Origin of the sequence: Tabrizicola sp. M-4 (assembly GCF_051132405.1) — a bacterium.
Lineage (GTDB): Bacteria > Pseudomonadota > Alphaproteobacteria > Rhodobacterales > Rhodobacteraceae > Paragemmobacter.
The window spans coordinates 3638420-3656652 of sequence record NZ_CP128606.1 but is presented as its reverse complement, the minus strand read 5'-3'; the positions used below and the strand labels follow the sequence as shown (position 1 = coordinate 3656652).

The 18233-nt window shown below is 66.1% G+C and carries 19 protein-coding genes; 2 read left to right on the top strand and 17 right to left on the bottom strand.

Annotated features, from left to right (window positions below; genetic code table 11):
* Positions 1–37 precede the first annotated feature (37 nt).
* The 3 genes from fliD to TabM4_RS17875 form a co-directional block, all read right to left on the bottom strand.
* Positions 38–1684, bottom strand: a complete 1647-nt coding sequence (gene fliD / locus TabM4_RS17885; RefSeq protein WP_434615505.1) for a flagellar filament capping protein FliD — start codon at positions 1682–1684, stop codon at positions 38–40.
* 62 nt (positions 1685–1746) lie between these two features.
* Positions 1747–3000, bottom strand: coding sequence for an OmpA family protein (locus TabM4_RS17880; protein WP_434615502.1), 1254 nt, complete (start codon positions 2998–3000; stop codon positions 1747–1749).
* A gap of 9 nt (positions 3001–3009) precedes the next feature.
* Positions 3010–3771, bottom strand: coding sequence for a motility protein A (locus TabM4_RS17875; protein ID WP_434615499.1), 762 nt, complete (start codon positions 3769–3771; stop codon positions 3010–3012).
* Between the two features lie 387 nt (positions 3772–4158).
* Between TabM4_RS17875 and TabM4_RS17870 the strand changes: the two genes are divergently transcribed.
* Positions 4159–5631, top strand: a complete 1473-nt coding sequence (locus TabM4_RS17870; RefSeq protein ID WP_434615496.1) for a flagellin — start codon at positions 4159–4161, stop codon at positions 5629–5631.
* Positions 5632–5817: 186 nt separating this feature from the next.
* Positions 5818–7176, top strand: coding sequence for an RNA polymerase factor sigma-54 (rpoN, locus tag TabM4_RS17865; protein WP_434622159.1), 1359 nt, complete (start codon positions 5818–5820; stop codon positions 7174–7176).
* Between the two features lie 77 nt (positions 7177–7253).
* Here the strand turns inward: rpoN and TabM4_RS17860 are convergent, their stop codons facing one another.
* The 14 genes from TabM4_RS17860 to TabM4_RS17795 form a co-directional block, all read right to left on the bottom strand.
* Positions 7254–8147, bottom strand: coding sequence for a DMT family transporter (locus tag TabM4_RS17860; protein ID WP_434615493.1), 894 nt, complete (start codon positions 8145–8147; stop codon positions 7254–7256).
* A gap of 186 nt (positions 8148–8333) precedes the next feature.
* Positions 8334–9053 carry a hypothetical protein gene (locus TabM4_RS17855; protein WP_434615491.1) on the bottom strand — a complete coding sequence of 240 codons (720 nt, stop codon included), beginning with the start codon at positions 9051–9053 and terminating at the stop codon, positions 8334–8336.
* 3 nt (positions 9054–9056) lie between these two features.
* A complete protein-coding gene (locus TabM4_RS17850; RefSeq protein ID WP_434615488.1) occupies positions 9057–9863 on the bottom strand; it encodes a hypothetical protein in 807 nt (268 codons plus the stop codon).
* Positions 9864–9922: 59 nt separating this feature from the next.
* Positions 9923–10123, bottom strand: coding sequence for a hypothetical protein (locus tag TabM4_RS17845; RefSeq protein WP_434615486.1), 201 nt, complete (start codon positions 10121–10123; stop codon positions 9923–9925).
* Between the two features lie 12 nt (positions 10124–10135).
* Positions 10136–11281 (bottom strand): EscU/YscU/HrcU family type III secretion system export apparatus switch protein, encoded by a 1146-nt coding sequence (locus TabM4_RS17840; protein ID WP_434615483.1) that lies wholly within the window; start codon positions 11279–11281, stop codon positions 10136–10138.
* Positions 11274–12089 carry a flagellar biosynthetic protein FliR gene (gene fliR / locus TabM4_RS17835; RefSeq protein ID WP_434615480.1) on the bottom strand — a complete coding sequence of 272 codons (816 nt, stop codon included), beginning with the start codon at positions 12087–12089 and terminating at the stop codon, positions 11274–11276. The genes TabM4_RS17840 and fliR overlap by 8 nt, the downstream gene beginning before the upstream one ends.
* On the bottom strand, positions 12089–12355 hold the full coding sequence (fliQ, locus tag TabM4_RS17830) for a flagellar biosynthesis protein FliQ (RefSeq protein WP_434615478.1): 267 nt from the start codon (positions 12353–12355) through the stop codon (positions 12089–12091). Before fliQ ends, fliR begins: the two co-directional genes overlap by 1 nt.
* A gap of 4 nt (positions 12356–12359) precedes the next feature.
* Positions 12360–13097 carry a flagellar type III secretion system pore protein FliP gene (fliP, locus tag TabM4_RS17825; RefSeq protein WP_434622157.1) on the bottom strand — a complete coding sequence of 246 codons (738 nt, stop codon included), beginning with the start codon at positions 13095–13097 and terminating at the stop codon, positions 12360–12362.
* A gap of 5 nt (positions 13098–13102) precedes the next feature.
* Positions 13103–13438 (bottom strand): flagellar assembly protein FliO, encoded by a 336-nt coding sequence (locus TabM4_RS17820; protein ID WP_434615476.1) that lies wholly within the window; start codon positions 13436–13438, stop codon positions 13103–13105.
* 180 nt (positions 13439–13618) lie between these two features.
* Positions 13619–14083 carry a hypothetical protein gene (locus tag TabM4_RS17815; RefSeq protein WP_434615473.1) on the bottom strand — a complete coding sequence of 155 codons (465 nt, stop codon included), beginning with the start codon at positions 14081–14083 and terminating at the stop codon, positions 13619–13621.
* Between the two features lie 870 nt (positions 14084–14953).
* The gene (fliN, locus tag TabM4_RS17810; protein ID WP_434615471.1) at positions 14954–15235 is read right to left on the bottom strand and encodes a flagellar motor switch protein FliN; all 282 of its coding nucleotides are present in this window, start codon (positions 15233–15235) and stop codon (positions 14954–14956) included.
* A gap of 6 nt (positions 15236–15241) precedes the next feature.
* Entirely contained in the window at positions 15242–16210 is a 969-nt protein-coding gene (gene fliM, locus TabM4_RS17805; protein WP_434615468.1) for a flagellar motor switch protein FliM, read from the bottom strand.
* A gap of 12 nt (positions 16211–16222) precedes the next feature.
* Positions 16223–16783, bottom strand: a complete 561-nt coding sequence (locus TabM4_RS17800) for a flagellar basal body-associated FliL family protein (protein ID WP_434615465.1) — start codon at positions 16781–16783, stop codon at positions 16223–16225.
* Between the two features lie 12 nt (positions 16784–16795).
* Positions 16796–18229 carry a flagellar hook-length control protein FliK gene (locus TabM4_RS17795; RefSeq protein ID WP_434615462.1) on the bottom strand — a complete coding sequence of 478 codons (1434 nt, stop codon included), beginning with the start codon at positions 18227–18229 and terminating at the stop codon, positions 16796–16798.
* Positions 18230–18233 lie beyond the last annotated feature (4 nt).

Here is an 18233-nt window from a genome sequence, read left to right as displayed (position 1 = left end):
GCGGCCCCCCTTTTCGCATCTGCGAAATCGCACCCGCTCAGGTGCTCTTGTTCCACTGCGCCACAAGGTTCGTCAGATAGGCCCCCGTGCTGCGCAGCCCGGCAATCGCCGTCTCCATCGCCGTGAACCGCGACAGATACCGCTGCTCCAGCATGGTCTGACGCGTCTCCAGTTCCTCGATCTGCGTCGTGGTCTCCGTCAGCCGGGTGGTCAACTGCGTCTCCCGCTCCGTAAGGCTGTTCGCCCCCGTCGAAAGCGCCGCATCCAGCACCGCTTCCAGCGATGACAGGAAGCTGCGACCGTACCGCACCTCCGCCTGATTGACCCCGTCCGGCACGTCAAGCTGAAGGCCCGACAGATTGCCCTGGAACAGGAAGAACCGCTGCGATCCCGGCGCCAAGTTCAGCCCCACCATCCGCGTATCGTCCAGCCGCGCCTCACCCGTCACGGCATCGCGCACGAAGTTATAGACACCCGGCTTCGCGCCCGCACCCAAGGTGCCGCCCACCGTGACGCCTTCCACATCCGACGTCATCCGGTCGCGGAACAGCATGTCGAAACTCGCCGGATCGTCCCGGAAGGCCCGCTCGAACCGTGTGGAGTCAAACCGCAGCGACCCGTCCCGGTTCGTCGCCACCCCGAAATCCGTAAGCCGCTTCGCCTCGGACCCGAACCCAAGGATCGGCTGCGACAGCAGGTTGGTCATGTCGTTCTTCAGCTTCTCCACCAGCCGATCCCCGGCCAGCGCCCCGCCTTCCGCCCCGCCGATCCCTCGCGCGGAGAGGTCATTCAACAGCTTCCGCGTCGAATTCACCTCTTCGATCAGCGCCTCAAGGTTCAACTGCGCCGCTTCCTTGTCGCGGGTGAAGTTGACCGTCGACTGCGTCCCCGCAGCGCCCGAAAGCTGCACCTCCACACCGGGAATAAGATCGGTGATCGTGTTCGACGACCGTGAAACCGGGATCCCGTCCACGGTCAGCGTGGCATTCTGCGCCGCCTTGATCTGCCGCGTCGCATTCGTCGTCGTGGTGTCAAAGGCAGCAAGCCCCGGCACCGTCTCCGTCGCAGTCAGGCGCAGCGCCTGATTTGCTCCTTCCTCGCTCACGATCCCCAGAAGGAACGTGCCATCCCCCTTGGGCAGCACCCGCGCCGACATGCCCGGCAGCGCGTCCAGCGTCTCCGCCAGCATCGTCAGCGTCACCCCTTCGGGAATGGTCAGCGTCTGCACCGTCGAGGCCGGGTTGAGGTTGAAGGCCGGGTCACCGTTGGTATCCACCGTCCATTCCCCGACCTCCACCTGCAAGGTCCCCGCCCCCACAAGCGCATCAGCCGAGGCGAACCCCCCGAACTCCAGCACCTGCCGCGAGGCAAGCTGCGTCACCCCGACCGAGAAGGTCCGGTTGGCCACCTTGGTAGGATCGGTGATCGTCACCGCCACGCCGGAATTGCTCGACGTCGCCTTCAACACCGGGTTCGACCGGATCAACTGCACCGAATTCGTCAGCGAGGACAGCTTCGACCGGATCTCACCAATGGCCGAGATGGAAAGCTCCGTCGCCTCCACCTTGGTGGTCAGCGTCCCGATCCGCGGGGCCACATCCGCCTGCGCAAGCGAGGTGGACAGCTCCCGCAGGTTCAACCCCGAGCCGTTCTTGTTCATTGCGGTCAGGACATCAACTGTCATCGGTCCGATCCTCTTCCACAACCATAACGGTCGTACCGCCCCCGGATGTTAGCCGCGGCCCATCACGGCGCGCCGTAATCGATCTCGATCTCGATCCGCCGGTTCTTCTCGCGTCCCTCCGGCGTGGCATTGTCCGCCACGGGCGAGGTCTCGCCCTTGGACACCGCCGTCACCTGCGAAGGATCGACTTCCCCGCTTTCAAGCAATTCCCGTACCACCGAAGACGCCCGCGCCGCGCCCAGCCCGAAATTGTCCACGAAAGGCGATGACGACAGCGGCACGTTGTCGGTATGCCCCGTCACCGTGATCGTCGCATTCGGCCCCAGCGCGCTCAGGGAAATCTGCCGCATGATCTCGCGCGCCTGCTCCGTCAGGTCCGCCGAACCCGAGGCGAATGCCCCGCCCGCGCCCACCGTCACAAAGACGGAACCATCCCGCCGCTCCACCTCGACCAGCCCCTGCGCCGCCTGATCGCGCAGCGCCACGCTCAGCTTGGCCTCCGCAAAGCCGGGGCTCGTCGCCCGGCCCGTCGAGGTGCCGCCCTGGCCGCCGCTTCCCGGCGCGGCCTCGCCCGTGCCCTCTTCCGCGGGCTGATCCGGTGCCGCCTGCTGCTGCGCCGGTTCCGCCGCCGCCTGCTCCACCGCGCCCTCCCCGGCCACGTCGCCGCCGGACTGGTCGCCCTGCTGCGTGCCGTCCTTGCCGCCCTCCTTGCCGCCCTCGGCCAGCGAAGACAGCGCCTGCGCCACCTCCTCCGCGCTCGGCTGTCCGGCCCCTTCTGGCACCTTGACCGTCACCTTGTTGTCGCCCTGCTGAATCTCCAACCCGCCAGAGGCCAGCGCCTGCATCAGCGCCTCGCCCGCCGCCTTGGCCGCCGCTTCCGCCGCCGCCTCTTCCGCCGATTGCGGCCCCGGTTCCTCCGGCGCGCGCCCGTCTTCCGGCCCGTCCCGCTTGGTGTTCGGCCCCTCGTCGCCCGAGGGCGGCTCTTCGCCCTCCACGCTGTCGGGCGGCATCCCCTGCGGCTTGAAGTTCATCTCGATCATCATCGCGCCCGGCTGGTTCTCCAGAATGGGCGACACCATTTCCGTCCCGAATGTCTCGCGCATCGATCCGGCCATCTTCTTGAAACTGACCTCGTCGAACTTCGCGAAACCAAGGATCAGCACGAAGAACGCCATCAGGTTCGTCGCGATATCGGCAAAAGTCGCAAGCCACGCCGGCGCGCCGACTGGCGGGCACGGCGGGCTGTCGTCGTCATCATCTTCCTCGACGACCGGCGGCGGTGGCCGCAGCAGTGTGACCTTGGCGGTGCTGGCCATGTTTCCCCCTTACGCGGCCATCAGCCGCGCCTGCTCCTTGGGCGGCAGCACGGTCACCATCTGCTCCTGCACGTTGCGCGGGCTGTCGCCCCGCGCGATCCCGCGCAGCCCCTCGATCACCAATTCGCGATAGGCCACCTCATCCGCCGTATACCCCTCCAACTTCGAAAGGATCGGCCCGAAGATCACATTCGCGATCAGCGCCCCGTAAAGCGTCGTCAAAAGCGCGACCGCCATCGCCGGACCGATGGATTTCGGGTCGCTCATATTCCCCAGCATCAGCACAAGGCCGATCAGCGTGCCGATCATCCCCATCGCCGGGCCATAGTCGATCCAGGCCTTGATTGCGCTATGCACGCCTTCGTGCCGCGACTTCATCGCCTTCGTTTCCTGCTTCAGGGCCTTCACCAGCTTCGCCTCGTCCGATCCGTCGATCAGCATCTGCAAACCCCGCTCAAAGAACCGGTCCGGCACCTGCTGCCCCTCCAGCGCCATCATCCCGTCCTTCCGCGCCATGGTCGAAAGCTCCACCATCCGCTCCACAACCTTGCCCATGTCATAGACCGACGGCTTGAACGCCTTTCCCAATGCCTTGAAATGCCCGATGAACACACCCATCGGCATCTTCATCATCACGATGAAGAAGGTCCCGCCGAACACGATGACGACCGAGGCCACGTCGATGAATGGGCCAACCCCACCGGCAAAGATCATCGAACCGATGACCATCGCGATGGCGCCCAGCAGACCGACGAGCGTTGCGATATCCATGAGCCAGCTCCGAGAAGAAAGGTCTGGCCCCTAGAACGGCAGCATTCTCCGCTCTGATACCCCCCTCGCGCACATATACGCGTAAATAAACACGCAAGGCCTATCCACCCCGGCGAACCTCCGCCGAAACCCCCTCACCCTCCCGTCATCAATCACGCGCGAGGGCGAAATTTTTTCCGAACATCCGTGCATTTTCCCTGATCCCGCACGTTTTTCCCCTCGCAGGCAGGTCAGAAAAAGGCAAAAAACCCCTGACAATCTGCCAAAAACCCCCAAAAAACCGCAGAATCGCACGATTCAACCTCATCCGGCTAAACATCTCCGTAACAGGCCGTTGTCATTCCCGAGCGCAACGAAGCGCGATGGGATTTTCAGGAGGCTGATACCATGACGACGATCAATACGAATATCGGTGCCATCGCCGCTCAGGCGAACATGAACAAGGTGAACAACGACTTCAATACCGCCATGACGCGCCTGTCCTCGGGTCTGCGCATCAACGGCGCCAAGGACGATGCGGCCGGTATGGCCATCGCCGAAAAGATGACCTCGCAGGTGATGGGCATCAACCAAGCCATCCGGAACGCAGCCGATGGCAAGAACCTGCTGGACACCACGGAAAGCGCCCATGTCGAAGTTTCGAACATGCTGCAGCGCGTCCGCGAACTGGCCGTGCAGTCGGCTTCCGACACCAACACCAGCTCTGACCGCGGCAACATCACGGCCGAGGTTCGTCAGCTCCTGTCGGAAATCAACCGCGTCGCCGAAAACACCACCTTCAACGGCATGAAGGTGATGGACGGCTCCTTCACCAACAAGCAGTTCCAGATCGGTGCCGATGCGGGCCAGACCCTGAACATCTCCATCGACTCGACCTCCGCCACCAAGATCGGCGCCTACAAGCAGTCGACCCTCGCTTCGGCTTCGGCCACCGGTGTCGGTGCGCAGGACATCGTGATCACCGGCAGCGCAGGCAGCGCCGAGATTGAGGCCACCGCCGGCCAGTCGGCCGAGGAACTGGCCGCAGCCGTCAACGCAGCGCAGTCCATGACCGGTGTCGCGGCCACCGCCAAGACGCAGGCGACCCTCTCCTTCACCGGCGGCGCCGCTGCCGCTGGCACGGTCAGCTTCACCATTAACGGCACCTCCATCGGGACCGGCGTCGCCATCTCGACGGATGCCAACGGCGATATCGACCTGACCTCGCTGCGTGACGCGATCAACAGCAAGTCGGCTTCCACCGGCGTGACCGCCACGATGGGTGAAGACAACACTTCCATCGTGATGACCGATGCCAACGGCACCAACATCACGATCGACGACTACACCCACACCGCAACGACTGCGGGCATTACGCTGTCGATCGACGCCGATGGTGATCCGGACACCGCTGCCGTCACCTCGACGCTTGCTGTGGGCGCGGCCACCACGATCACCGGTCAGGTCAGCTTCACCTCGACCGAGTCCTTCGCGATCAGCGCGACGGCAGGCGCGACTGGCTTCTTCCAGAACGCCGCCGCCGCTTCCTTCACCTCGGAACTCGAGTCGGTCGCCGACATTGACCTGTCCACCGCCGAATCCTCGGCAAAGGCGATCGAAGTCATCGACGTCGCGCTGCAGAAGATCAGCCAGTCGCGCGGTGACCTCGGTGCTCTGTCCAACCGCCTCGACTCGACGATCTCGAACCTGACCAACATCTCGGTCTCGGTTCAGACCGCCCGCTCGCAGGTCGTGGACGCCGACTTCGCCAAGGAATCGACGAACCTCGCCCGTGGCCAGATCCTCTCGCAGGCCTCGACCGCGATGCTCGCGCAGGCGAACTCGTCCAAGCAGAACGTCCTGAGTCTGCTCCGCGGCTGACGATTTCCCGACAGACAAAAGGATGCCCCCGGTCCATCCGAACCGGGGGCATCATTATTTTTCAATGGGTTACACATAGGGCAATCCCGACTAATGCCCCACCTTCGCCCATTTTAGGGGTGTCAAACGGAAATTTTGCGCAGGCCTGCGACCATGCGCCAATGTCGCTGCAAGGAGTTCATGACCATGCAGCTTTTTACCGCACAATCCATCGGCCAGCGCCAATCGGTCGTCGTCACCGCCCAGCTTCAGCAGGCGATCCAGCTCCTGCAGATGGGCAATGCCGACCTGCAATCCTTCATCGAATCCCAGGCCGAGGAGAACCCCTTCCTCGATCTCTCCACCCGTGGCACCCCCGCCGCCGCCGCCCGCACGGGCCGCGACCTGACCCTTCCCTCGCAACTCCGCTCCGGCGACAACGACTGGGATCGTCTGGGCCAGCTTGCCGCCGATCCCGGCCCCTCCCTCTACGCCCATGCCGCCGCCGAAGTGGCCCGCCTCGACCTCACCCCGCGCGAGGTGCTGATGGCCGAGGCCTTCCTCGACGCGCTGGAACCTTCGGGCTGGCTTGGCCAACCCCTCTCCACCATTGCCGAACGCCTGTTCGTTTCGGAAGCCGAGGCCGAGGAACTCCTCCTCAAACTGCAGCGCGTGGAACCCGCGGGTCTCTTCGCCCGCAACCTCGCCGAATGCCTCCGCCTGCAGGCCGCCGATCAGGGCCTCCTGACCCCCGCCTTCGCCGCCCTGCTCGACAACCTGCCGATGCTGGCGCAGGCCGATCTGCGCGGCCTCTGCCGCGCCTGCGGTGTCGACATGGACGACCTCAAGGCGATGCTCCGTCAGGTCCGCAGCTTCAACCCCAAACCCGGCGCCACCTTCGATGCCACCCCCATGCCGCAGCGCGCCCCCGATCTCATCGTGACGCGCGGCGCCGATGGCTGGCGCGTGGACCTCAACCGCTCCACCCTCCCCACCGTCGTCGTCCGCGAAGGCGAGGCCCGCCGCCTCTCCACCCGCCGGGTCGAGGCCAACGCCTATGTCGCCGAACGCCTCTCCGTCGCCCGCTGGCTCTCGCGCGCGGTGGAACACCGCAACCAGACCACGCTCAAGGTCGGGGCCGAGGTGGTCCGCCGCCAGACCGAATTCCTCGAATTCGGCGCCTCCCGCATGCGCCCCATGGTCCTGCGCGAAGTGGCCGAGGCGATCGGCGTGCATGAAAGCACCGTCTCCCGCGTCTGCTCGGGCATCCTCATCGCCACGCCGCAGGGCACCTTCCCGCTGAAAAGCTTTTTCAGCGCCGCGCTTGCCAGCCGCGAGGGTGACGCGGGCGAGGCCGGTTCCGCCTCCGCCGTGCGCCACCGCATCCAGAAGCTCATCGCCACCGAAAACCCCGAGGACCCGCTCTCCGATGACGCCATCGCCCGCATCATCGGGCAGGAGGAAGGCGTCCACCTCGCCCGCCGCACCGTCGCCAAGTACCGCGACCAGCTCCGCATTCCCTCATCGGTCGATCGCCGCCGCCGCGCGATCATGAACCAGATGTAGGTCACGACCTCCCCCACCGGGACGGGATCAGGTCTCCCGCTCACGGATGAAAAGGGTCCGCCTCGTGCGGGCCCTTTTTATGTTCCGCCGCCGCCCTGCGCCCGCGCCTTCACCGGCCACACCTCCAGCAGCCCGCACAGGATCACCAGCCCGCCGCCCGCGATCTCTGCCCCCGACAGGCTCTCCCCCGCAAAGACCGCCGCCGTCACCGCGCCAAAGACCACCTCCGTCATCAACAGGATCCCCACCCGCGCCGGATCGAGCCGCAACGCCGCCCACATCAGCCCCGCGATGGACACCACCCACCACAGCGCGCCGGTCACCAGCGCAGTCCCCGCCATTGCGGCCAGATCGGCCCCCTCGACCTGCGGCAAAGGCTCCAGCAGCGGCGCCAGCACAAAGGACAGGACCGCCGCCCCCAGCGCGAAGAGAAAGGCCGCGGGCAGCGGCGCCACCGTCGACCGCAGCCGCATCCCCGCCGTGGCAAAGGCCCAGAGGATGCCGCCCACGAAGGCCATCCACTCCCCCAGATTGCGCGGCAGGGGCAGCCCCCCGTCACCCCCCAGCATGATGAACAGCCCCACCAGCCCCACCGCAATCGCCACCAGCCGCAACGACGGCACCCGCATCCCCAGCAGGAACCGCGCGATCAGCACGCTCCAGACCGGGCTGAAGAACCACAGCAGCACCACCAGCGCGACCTTCCCATACAGGAACCCGATGGAATAAAGCGCGAAGGCCGCCCCGCCCAGAAGGATGGCCGCGATGCCCAGCGGGTCCTGCCCGCGCAACCCCTCCCGCCGCGCCATCACCCATGGCAACAGCATGACCACGGCCCCAAGCGTGATGGCCCCGGTCCCCCAAGCCCCGTCAAGGCCCATCCCGGCCAGCGCCCGCACCGGAACCCAGTACACGCCCCAGAAAACCCCGGTCACGATCACGATGGCCGATGCGAGGAAGGTCACGCTCATCCGGCTCTCCTCTGCCCACCGCCGCCCCGCAGGCGGCGCCCGGTGGTCAATAGACCCCATCCCCTCCATGCCGGGCCGCCACCCCGCGACGGCGGGCCGCCCGCTTGCGACATGGCAAAAAGGCCCCCGCGAAACGGGGGCCTCTCCGGAAGATCAAGACAACGACAGCAGCGCGGACCCCGCGCCTCAGGCCGCCTGCTCCGTCGCACGCGGCTCCGGCGCGAACAGATACCGATCCTCGGGATGCACGGCCAGATGCCGCGCATGGGCCTCCCGCTCGCTCGGCGCGGCGATCACCCCGGCAAAGCCGAGGCCCCGCCCGTGCCGATCCATCCGCATGAAATGCGCCGCCTGCCGCCGCACCCAAAGCCCCGATGCCAGCCAGACCACCGCCGACAAAAGCGGCGACACCACAGCCGCCGCCACCAGCGCGGCCACCACGATCGCCCCATGCACCCAAAGCCGTGCCTGCAACAGCCACAGGGGCGGCGCGATCAGCGCCATCACCGACGCCTCCGTCGGATGCAGGTCATAAAGCCCGTCCCCCGACCGCATCACCTCGTAATTCCGCAAACCTGCGGGATCGATCCGCTTGTGTTCCTCCTCCGCGCCGCCGGGGGCAAAGGGGATGCTCTCCCACCGGCCCAGCGCCGCCGTCTCGGCCAGCACCGTGAAACTCTGCGTCTCGCGCAGGAAGGTCAGCGCCAGTCCCGTCTTGCCGCGCGCGGCAAAGCGTGCGGCCAGCGCCGCCTCGTCTCCGCGAAAGGGGATGCCGTTGATCGCCGTCAGCACATCCCCGCTGCGCAGGCCCAGCCTGCGCCCGGCAGCAGCCAGCGATTCCCCACGCAAACGCAGGGCGGTGATGACGGGGGTCTCTTCAACCTCTGGGATGAATTCGTTCTGCATGGCCTACGGATAGGTGAAAGGGTTGGGTTCATTCGACTTCGGCTTCGGGCGCGGCTTGGTGCCGCTGGCGGGGGCCGTCTGACGCGGTTCCGGGGCAGGGGCCGCGCCACCGCCACCGCCGCCACCACCCGAGGCCGCGACAAGGGTCTTCACGCCCGCCAGCAACTCGGTTATCTCGGCCGCCGTCAGGCCACCCTGCGCGCCGCTCATCTCCACTTCGGCCAGCACCTGCAGCAACTCGTCGCGCAGCGCATCCAGATCGGCCTTCACGCCTTCGCGGATCGTGGTGGCAAGCTGCGCCTCCATCTCGCCCTCCGGCGGGGCCACGGCGGCCCGCGCGGCATCCTCGATCTCGGTCGTGACCACATGCAGCGTGGCCATCAACTCTTCCTGCATCTGCGCCTGTTGCGCCTCGACCGTGTCGCCGATGCCGTCGATCTGCTTGACCTCCTCGACCAGCAGCTTGGCCGCCTCCGCCTGCACCGCCGCCGCCGTCCGCAGATCACCGACCGACCGGAAATAGACCAGCCCCGCCAGCACCAGCGCCACCATGGCCCCGATGGCGGCCCCGGTCGCGATCTGCGTGTTGCGCTTCTGGCCCTTGATCACGGCCTCCGCAAAGGCGCGATAGGCCGAGGACAGTTCTGCCATGTCCTGCGCGGCATCATTGGCCGCCTGCGCCGCATCAAGCGCGCGACGGATGCCCTCATCCGCCTTGTCATCGGCGGGCTCGGGCAGGATCTCCTCGACCTCCACCACCTCCACGGCCGCATCCGCGGCGTCGTTCCTCTTCTTCGGCGCGCTCGGCATAGCCGTCTCCTTGCTTTGCACTCAGCTACAGCAAGACCCGTGCCATCACGGGCCCCGGCTCACCCCTTCCGCCCCACCATCGACGCAATCGCGAACCGCCCCGCCGCCGCAAAGCCGCCCACCGCCCCGATCCCCATCGCCACCCGCTCCCATGCCGGAAAATCCGGGTCCAGCGCCGCCCCCAGCAGCACAAGCCCACCCAGCGCGAAGACGATGGTGGAAATCACCTCGCCCGTGCTTTTCTGCGTCCGCTTCGTCATCGTCTCACCTCGTCATCCTTGCCGCTGCCCGAACTCGCTGAACCGCAGTTCCGGCGGCACCTCCACATCGGGCAGCACCGACCCTTCGCCGCGATCCAACCGGTAGACATGCGCCAGCACCGCCGCGACCGCCGCGTAAAGCTTCTCGTCGATCTCCGCCCCGATATCCCCGGTGAAATACAGGGCCCGTGCCAAGAGCGGGATCTGCACCGGCGAAAGCCCGACCTTCCGCCCCCGCTCCATGATCTCCAGCGCCATGGGTCCCTTGCCCATGGCAAGGATCATCGGCGCCCGCGTCTCGCCCGGCACATAGCGCAGGGCGACGGCGAAATGGGTCGGGTTCGTCACGATGGCCGTGGCGCGCGGCACGTCGTCCAGCGCCTTGCGCCGCTTGCTCGCATTCCGGCTCGCCTCCATCTGCAACTGGCGCAGCCTGCCCTTCACCTCGGGCGAACCGTTCTGCTCCTTGCTCTCCTGCTTGACCTCCTGGAAGGTCATCATCAGGTCCTTGCGCAGCTTCACGATCTGCCACGCCACATCCAGCGCGGCGATCAACGCCAATCCCAAGGCCAGCCCCGACATCAGCCGGATCGCCGCATCGCCCAGAACCGCCGACGCCGCCCCCGGCGTCTGCTGCCACAGCCGCTCCAGCCCCGGCAGCATGCCCCCCACCATGCCCCATGCAATGGCACCCAGCACGACGACCTTCGCAACCGCCTTGCCCAGTTCCACCAGCGCATTGGTGGAAAACATCCGCTTCATCCCGGCCAGCGGATTGATCCGGTTCCCCTTGAACCCCGCCGCCTTGTTCGACCAGTGCATCCCCCCCATCGCGATCTGCGCCCCGATCGTGGCCAGCACCATCGGCAGCGCCACCAGCACCGCGATCAGCAGGATCTGCCAGAATGCCCCATCCACCCGCGCCGCCACGATCCCGTCCAGTTCCGCCACCGGCCCGAGCGCAAAGTAATCCGCCCAGAACGGCAACACCCCCGGCATCAGCGCGGGCGACATCGCCATCATCCCCGCCCCCACCGCGAAACCCGCAAAGACCAGCGCCTCCTTCGAGGTCAGGACCGTGCCATCCTCCCGCGCATCGTCCTTCCGTTTCTGCGTCGGTTCATGTGACTTCTCGGCGCCGTCCTCGTTCTCAGCCATTGCCGCCTCCCAGCAGCAGGGCCTCCAGCATCGCCACCGCCTCCCGCACCACATCCTCCATCGCCACGGCCATGCCGGGGGTGGACAGGTACAGAAGGATCAGCGTCACCGTCATCGTCACCGGGAAACCGAAGGAAAAGATGTTCAGCGTCGGCGCAGACCGCGTCAGCACCCCCACCGCAAGGTTCAACAGCAGCAGGACCGCGATCACCGGCAGCATCATCATCGTGCCCAGAAGGAACATCTGCCCCCCCGCCATGATCCCCGCCTGCACCAACCGCGGCAGGTCGAAGGCCGATCCCGGCGGCACCGCGATATAGCTCTCCAGAACGATGCGGATCACCGCCAGATGCCCATCCACCGAATAGAACACCATCAGCAGGAACAGACCGAAAAGCTGCGCCACCACCGGCGTCTGTCCCCCGGCCGAGGCGTCGTACTGCGCCGCAAAGCCAAGCCCCGCCGTCGCCGCGATCCGGTCCCCCGCCAAGGCGGCCGCCCCGAACAGCACCGTCAGCACCATCCCCGCCACCAGCCCGATGGCCAGTTCCTGCAAGATCAACGGAAGGGCCGACAGCCCCGCCAGTTGCGCAGGCTCCGGCAGTTCCACCCCGCCCGCCATCACCGGCAGGGCCAGAACCGCAATCGCCATGAGCCGCACCTGCGCGGGCACGAACCGCCCGCCAAAGGCTGGCGAGGCCATCAGGAACGCCCCGATCCGCAGCATCGCGAACAGATAGACCGCCAGCCAGTCGATGATCGCCGAAAGGCCCATCCCCGGCAGCGGAAACGCCTCCTCTCCCCCCATCAGCGGATCGCCCGGATGGATTCAAAGATCGTCTGGAAGTAATCCGTCATCACCGTCAGCATGAACCCCGAGGCCAGCGCCATGGTCAGCATGGCAATCGCCAGCTTCGGCACGAAACTCAGCGTCTGCTCGTTGATCGACGTGGCGGCCTGCACGATCCCCACCACGAGGCCCACCATCAGCGCCACGCCAAGGACCGGCCCCGACACCAGCAGGATATGCCAATAGGCCTGCTGCAGATGTTCGATATTCGCGTCGAATTCCACGGCCCTATCCCCCCACGCCATAGGTCGCCGCCAGCGACCCCACGGTAAGCGCCCAGCCATCCACCAGCACGAAAAGCAAAAGCTTGATGGGCAGCGACACCAGCATCGGCGACAGCATCATCATCCCCAGCGCCATCAGGATCGACGCCACCACCATGTCGATCACAAGGAAGGGCAGGAAGATCAGGAACCCGATCTGGAACGCCGTCTTCAGCTCCGATGTGATGAAGGCGGGCAGCAGCACCGACAGCGGCACCTCGTCCTGGTTCGCATAGGGTCCATCCCCCGCCAGTTGCTGGAACATCATCAGGTCATTCTGCCGCGTGTTCTCGATCAGGAAGGCCTTGATGATCCGCGTCCCCGTCTCGATCGCCTGATCCGCAGGCATTTGCCCGTCCAGATAGGGGCCCAGCGCCTGCTCGTAGAACTGCGTCATCGTCGGCTGCATGACGAAGAAGGTCAGGAACAGCGCCAGCGCCACCAGAACCTGGTTCGGCGGGGTCTGCTGCGTGCCCAGCGCCTGCCGCAGGATCGACAGCACGATGATGATCCGCGTGAAGGCCGTCATCCCCAGCACGATCGACGGCAGCACCGTCAGCGCCGTCATGAGCATCAGGATCTGGAAGGACAGCGAATAGGTCGTCCCCCCATCCGCATTCTCCGTCAGGGTCAGCGCAGGCAATCCCTGCGCCATCGCCACGCCCGGCAGCATCAGAAGACCGACCGCAAGGGTCCAGCGCATCCCGCTCATGCCACGCCCTCCGCCTTGGCCACGTCCGGCAGGGCAGGGGGGGCCATCCCCCCTTCCGGCAGCGCCGTCATCAACGGCGCCTCGCCCCGGCAGCGCAGGATCAGGAACTCGCGCCCATCCACCGCAAGGATCATCGCCCGGTCGCTCGGCGACAGGGCGGCAACCTCCACCAGCCGCATCCGCCGGTTCCCGGCGATCCGGCGGGCCAACCCGCCCCGGTTGATCTTCACCACCAGCCAGCCAAGGCCAAGCACGGCCATGAACAGCGTCAGGGTCAGCAATTGCTCCGGTCGTATCACGTCCAAGGGCTGCACTCCGGCAAAAGGGGCCACATCACGCCCCTTCCCGTGCAAGCCCCATGCCGGATGCCACCCCGATAGGTGCGATCCCGCACTTTTTTCTTCCGGCATCCCGGCCCGTCCGGCCACGGCCAGAACCCGTCACGGGCCAGCCCCGGCCCCGCCGCGGCGCCTAAGGTCAGACCCCGTCCGACTGCCCCTTGCGGCCTGCGCTCACTTCCAGACCTTGATATAGTCGAAATAGACGCACTGGCCGAACTGGTGGCCTTGCTGTTCGAAACACAATTCGATCAGATCCCGCCCGATCACGTCCAGACGCGCCCGCCTCGACACCGGCTTCCACGCCCCGAACCGGTCAACCAAGACATGGGCCTTGCCGAAGGTGATCTCGCAGGTGTCCGCATCGATCATCTTCGCCGACATGTTCCCATGGATCTTGTTGTCATACTCGGCTTCAAGGATCTTGGCGGGGGTCTGCCACTCGCAACTCTCGTCGATCGTCGTCCAGGTGCCAGCGCCGGTTTGTCCCTTCGCACTGTCATTGCCGAAAGTCGCTACCGCACATTGCCCGTTTGCGATGGTCTCGTTCGCCCAAAGCCCATCAAAGCGCTTGTCGCAGGCGGCATGTGCCACGCCCGCCGAAAACATGCCGCACAAGAACACCGCAACTCGAAACATCGGAACGCACCCTTACGCGACACTAGGGATCAGCCTGACACAGCACCCCAACCCGCGCAACCTCCACATGGCAGGGCAAAGGCCAACCCCTCGCTCCACGGCCATCGGCGACTTGCCTCGCAGAACGACCGGACCCGTCTTGCTTTGGGCAGGTCACACGCACCCCACCCACGCAGCGCCTGTTGGCCCTATCGCTTCCGTCTGCGACATCCTCTCCAACGGTTGCACAAAGCGCCGCCACGTCACCGCCACCACAGGGGCCAAAACGCGCCACCCGACACCCCGTAAACCCATCACCCCGGACGATCACCACTCCGGGACGAACGCCCCCGCTCCCCCCGGGCCACCCTCTCCCCACGTTAACCTTAACGCCCGCTCACCCCACCGCCCGCTGCGCGCATACAGTTTGCGGTACGGTTTGCGGCACGGCCAGCGGTACGGTCGCCCCACCCTACCCATTGGCCCGACGCCAAGCGCAAGCCGACCCCATCCCCGCCCATCACCCCAGACGATCACCATTCCGGGACCAACGCCCCCGCTTCCCCCGGGGCCACCCTCTCCCCACGTTAACCTTAACGCCCGATCACCATAGCGCCCGCTGCGTGCATACGCTTTGCGGTACGGTTTGCGGCACGGCCATCGGTAAAGTCGCCCCACCCTACTTATTGGCCCGAAGCCAAGCCTGAGCCGACCCCATCCCTACCCATCCCCCCAGACGATCACCACTCCGGGAAGAACGCCCCCGCTTCCCCCGGGCCACCCTCTCCCCGCCTTAACCTTAACGCCCGCTCACGCCACCGCCCGCTGCGTGCATACGCTTTGCGGTACGGTTTACGGCACAACAATCGGTACGGTCGCGCCAGCACCGTTTCAGATGCTTTCGGCGCGTTTCTCCGGGTCGATGATCTGCCCGAAACGGATGCCGAACCTTTCGCCCACCATCACCACCTCGCCCTTGGCGATCAGCGTGCCGTTCACCAGAACATCCAGAGGGTCACCCGCCAGACGGTCCAGTTCGATCACCGAACCCTCTGACAACCTTAGCAGATCCCGGATCGTCAACTCGGCGCGCCCGACCTCTACGGTCAGCTTCACCCCGATGTTTTCCAGAAGGCGCAGCCCATCGCTGCTGGTCTTGGCCGCTTCGGTCATCTTGTCTCAACCTTTTGTCGTCTTGGTGATGCTCAACGCGGATTTCCCGGCAATCTCGCCCGGCACCGCTTCGAAATAGGGCTTCCCGTCGATCAGGATCTCCACCTTGTCCGAAACCTTCGCGGGGATCACATCCCCTTCCTTCAGGTTTGCCAGATGGCGCAGCGCGATATCCGGCTCGCACAGCCGCGCCCGCACCTCCAGCGGAACGGACATCACCGCCCGCTCCAGCCGCTCGCGCCAGCTTGCGTCATCGTCCAGCGAATCCGACTGCGTGCGTGACCGCAACTGGCTGCTGATCGGCTTAAGTGTCTGGAACGGATAAAGAATATCGAAACTCGCCGGTTCCGCATCGGGAAGCTGAACCATGAAGGAACAGTTAACGATCATGTCATCGCCATCCACGAAGGCGGCGAATTGCATGTTCTCCTCCCGGCTCTGGACGTTGAAGGTCAGATGCATCAGATCGCGCCACGCCAATTGCAGCGCGTTGTTCAGCCGATCCGTGACGATCTCGATAACCCTTTGTTCCGTCGAGGTGAATTCGTTCCGCCCCGTCTTCACATAGCGGATCTGCCCGCCGTAATAGGCATCCGTCAGCAGGCTGATGAAGGAGGGCGGGATCACGATCAGGTGGTTGCCCCGCAACTCCTCGATCTTGGTATTGGTCAGCGAAACGAAATTGTCCTGACTGTTGCGGTAATCGTCGAAACTGCGCGTCTCCGCCGGAAAGGCCGAAATCCGCGGCTGGATCCGCAGCATCGGCAGAAAGACCGACCGCGCGATCCGGCAGAACCGCTCGTTGATCATCCTCAGGGCGTGGTAATCGCCCATGACGGAAACGTCGTTCGACCCAAAGGTATAGGGCCGCACCTCCATCCCGTCGGCCGAGGTGCCGAAACTCGTCGTCTCCATCAGGCCGCCGACAAGGGCGGCCACCTCATTGGCGGAAAGCTTGCGCGGAGTGCTCGCCATCGGCGCGGCCCCTTACTGCATCATGAAGGACGGAAAGAACACGTCCTCCACGCCGCCGAACCCTTCCATCTGGACCAGCCGCTTGTTGACCGCATCCTTCAACGCATCCGCCAGCCGCGCCCGCCCGGTGGTTCCCGCAAGGTCCTCTTCCGAGAAAGTCGCGATCACTGCCAGCATGTCCGATTGCAGGGCCAGCTTGTGGGTCTCCACATTCTTGATGACCGACTCGTCATATTGCGTCGAAACCCCCACCTGCACCTGCAGGAAAGTGCGCGATTCCCGCAGGTTGGAGGTCAGCGGATCGGGGAAGGTGAAATAGGACGTCACGAAGAATTTCTCCTCCGGCACTTCCTTCGCCACCTTTTCGGGCCCGCCCTCGGTCGCGGTTGCAGCCTCCGGATCGATCAGTTGCAGCATGTCCTGCGTGGGCGAGAAGGGGTTGGCGAAATACACATAGCCCGCCCCGAAACCGGCCCCGGCCATCACGGCAGCCAGCACCAGCTTGCCCAGAAAACCGATGATCTTCTTCCCCTTGCCGGGCTTTGCCACCGGATCGACGACTTCAACGCTCATGGGTCATTCCCCTCAGGCAACCAGGTTCACCAGCCCGGGCGCGGCGCGGCCCGACACCGCCATGGTGCCGACCTTCGCCTCCGCGGGCCGCTCATACATCATGCCGCCACCCTCGCCGCCGCCACGGGCCTGACGCTCGCCCTGCGGGTCACGGCTGGCGGTCTCCTGCCCGCCCAGCGACAGGCCGGCGCGCGACAGGGATTCCGACAGGCGGTGTTCGTTCTGCTGGATCAGGCGCGCGGCTTCCGTCGTTTCCGTCACGAAACGCACCATCGTCTGCCCGTCCACCATGTCGAGACGGATCTTCAACCGCCCCAGATGTTCCGGCGTCAGGTCCAGTTCGATCTGCCCATCCCCGGACAGTTCTGCCTCGATCCGCTCGGCAATCGCCCCTTCCCAGCCCGGACGCATCATCGCGATCGGCGCGGGATTGCCCGGCATGTTGGCCATGCCCACGGGCTGCTGCGCCATGGCCTGCCCCGACTGCGGCACCGCCTGCGCCGCACCCGCAGACGTCGCCGCCGTGACGGCTGCCGCCACCTCGGCCTTCGCCTCGGCGGCCAACGTGGCAGCCTTCGCCGCCGCTGGCCGTTCCGCCGCCACCAAGGCCTGCTGGATCGCCGTCATCTCACGTTTGGCGCCGGGATCGGCGCCTTCGCCCTCGCCCTCGGCAAAGTCAGGGCGGTTCCCCTCGATCGCCTGGGCCGAGCTTTCCATGCCATTCGCCGCCGCTTGCTGCGCCGTCTCGGCCCCGCCACCCGGCAGGGTCGCCATGCGCACCTGCTGCGCGGCCATGGGCTGCACCACGCCGCCCGCCACCGCCGCCGTCACCGCCGAGCCCAGCGCCACCTCAGCCTCACCCTCCGCCAGCGGCACCTCTGTCGCGACAGGGGCCACCCCGGCCAGCGCGGCAACAGGATCGGTCAGAACCTCCTGCACCAAGGCCTCCGCCTCGGCCGTGGCATCCGTCTCGGCCTCAGCCTCCTCGCCCGCGGCCAACCCTTCCCCGGTCCCCTCAATCGCCGTCTCGGCACCCGCAGGCGCAGGCTTGACCACCAACCCCGCCAGCAGCGCCTGTACAGCCGCGCCCGGCACCTCGACCTGCGCCGGATCGGGCGTTGCCACAGCCTCGCCCTCGCCCGTCACGACGGTCTCACCCGTCACGACCGCAGGCAGTAGAACCGCCGCCGCCGCCAGATCGTCCAGCATCGCCGTCCCCGGATCGCCTTCCGCCACTGCTGCAACCGCAGCCCCCGCTTCAGCCTCGCCCGGCGCAGCAGCCGCAGCCTCCGCCGATGGCGCACCCATCATGTCGGCCAAGGCTGCCGCGAAATCACCCTTGCCCTGCGCCTTGCCTGCGGCCTTGCCAGCCTCGGCACTGCCAGCCTTCGCAACAGCATCGGTCGCCACGGCACGCGGGGCTTGGATCATGTCAGGCAGGGTCATGTGT

Excerpts from the sequence above, each read along its gene's own strand:
- fliD (WP_434615505.1), bottom strand. The coding sequence starts at position 1,684 with ATGACAGTTGATGTCCTGACCGCAATGAACAAGAACGGCTCGGGGTTG.
- TabM4_RS17880 (WP_434615502.1), bottom strand. The coding sequence starts at position 3,000 with ATGGCCAGCACCGCCAAGGTCACACTGCTGCGGCCACCGCCGCCGGTC.
- TabM4_RS17875 (WP_434615499.1), bottom strand. The coding sequence starts at position 3,771 with ATGGATATCGCAACGCTCGTCGGTCTGCTGGGCGCCATCGCGATGGTC.
- TabM4_RS17870 (WP_434615496.1), top strand. The coding sequence starts at position 4,159 with ATGACGACGATCAATACGAATATCGGTGCCATCGCCGCTCAGGCGAAC.
- rpoN (WP_434622159.1), top strand. The coding sequence starts at position 5,818 with ATGCAGCTTTTTACCGCACAATCCATCGGCCAGCGCCAATCGGTCGTC.
- TabM4_RS17860 (WP_434615493.1), bottom strand. The coding sequence starts at position 8,147 with ATGAGCGTGACCTTCCTCGCATCGGCCATCGTGATCGTGACCGGGGTT.
- TabM4_RS17855 (WP_434615491.1), bottom strand. The coding sequence starts at position 9,053 with ATGCAGAACGAATTCATCCCAGAGGTTGAAGAGACCCCCGTCATCACC.
- TabM4_RS17850 (WP_434615488.1), bottom strand. The coding sequence starts at position 9,863 with ATGCCGAGCGCGCCGAAGAAGAGGAACGACGCCGCGGATGCGGCCGTG.
- TabM4_RS17845 (WP_434615486.1), bottom strand. The coding sequence starts at position 10,123 with ATGACGAAGCGGACGCAGAAAAGCACGGGCGAGGTGATTTCCACCATC.
- TabM4_RS17840 (WP_434615483.1), bottom strand. The coding sequence starts at position 11,281 with ATGGCTGAGAACGAGGACGGCGCCGAGAAGTCACATGAACCGACGCAG.
- fliR (WP_434615480.1), bottom strand. The coding sequence starts at position 12,089 with ATGGGGGGAGAGGAGGCGTTTCCGCTGCCGGGGATGGGCCTTTCGGCG.
- fliP (WP_434622157.1), bottom strand. The coding sequence starts at position 13,097 with ATGCGCTGGACCCTTGCGGTCGGTCTTCTGATGCTGCCGGGCGTGGCG.
- TabM4_RS17815 (WP_434615473.1), bottom strand. The coding sequence starts at position 14,083 with ATGTTTCGAGTTGCGGTGTTCTTGTGCGGCATGTTTTCGGCGGGCGTG.
- fliN (WP_434615471.1), bottom strand. The coding sequence starts at position 15,235 with ATGACCGAAGCGGCCAAGACCAGCAGCGATGGGCTGCGCCTTCTGGAA.
- fliM (WP_434615468.1), bottom strand. The coding sequence starts at position 16,210 with ATGGCGAGCACTCCGCGCAAGCTTTCCGCCAATGAGGTGGCCGCCCTT.
- TabM4_RS17800 (WP_434615465.1), bottom strand. The coding sequence starts at position 16,783 with ATGAGCGTTGAAGTCGTCGATCCGGTGGCAAAGCCCGGCAAGGGGAAG.
- TabM4_RS17795 (WP_434615462.1), bottom strand. The coding sequence starts at position 18,229 with ATGACCCTGCCTGACATGATCCAAGCCCCGCGTGCCGTGGCGACCGAT.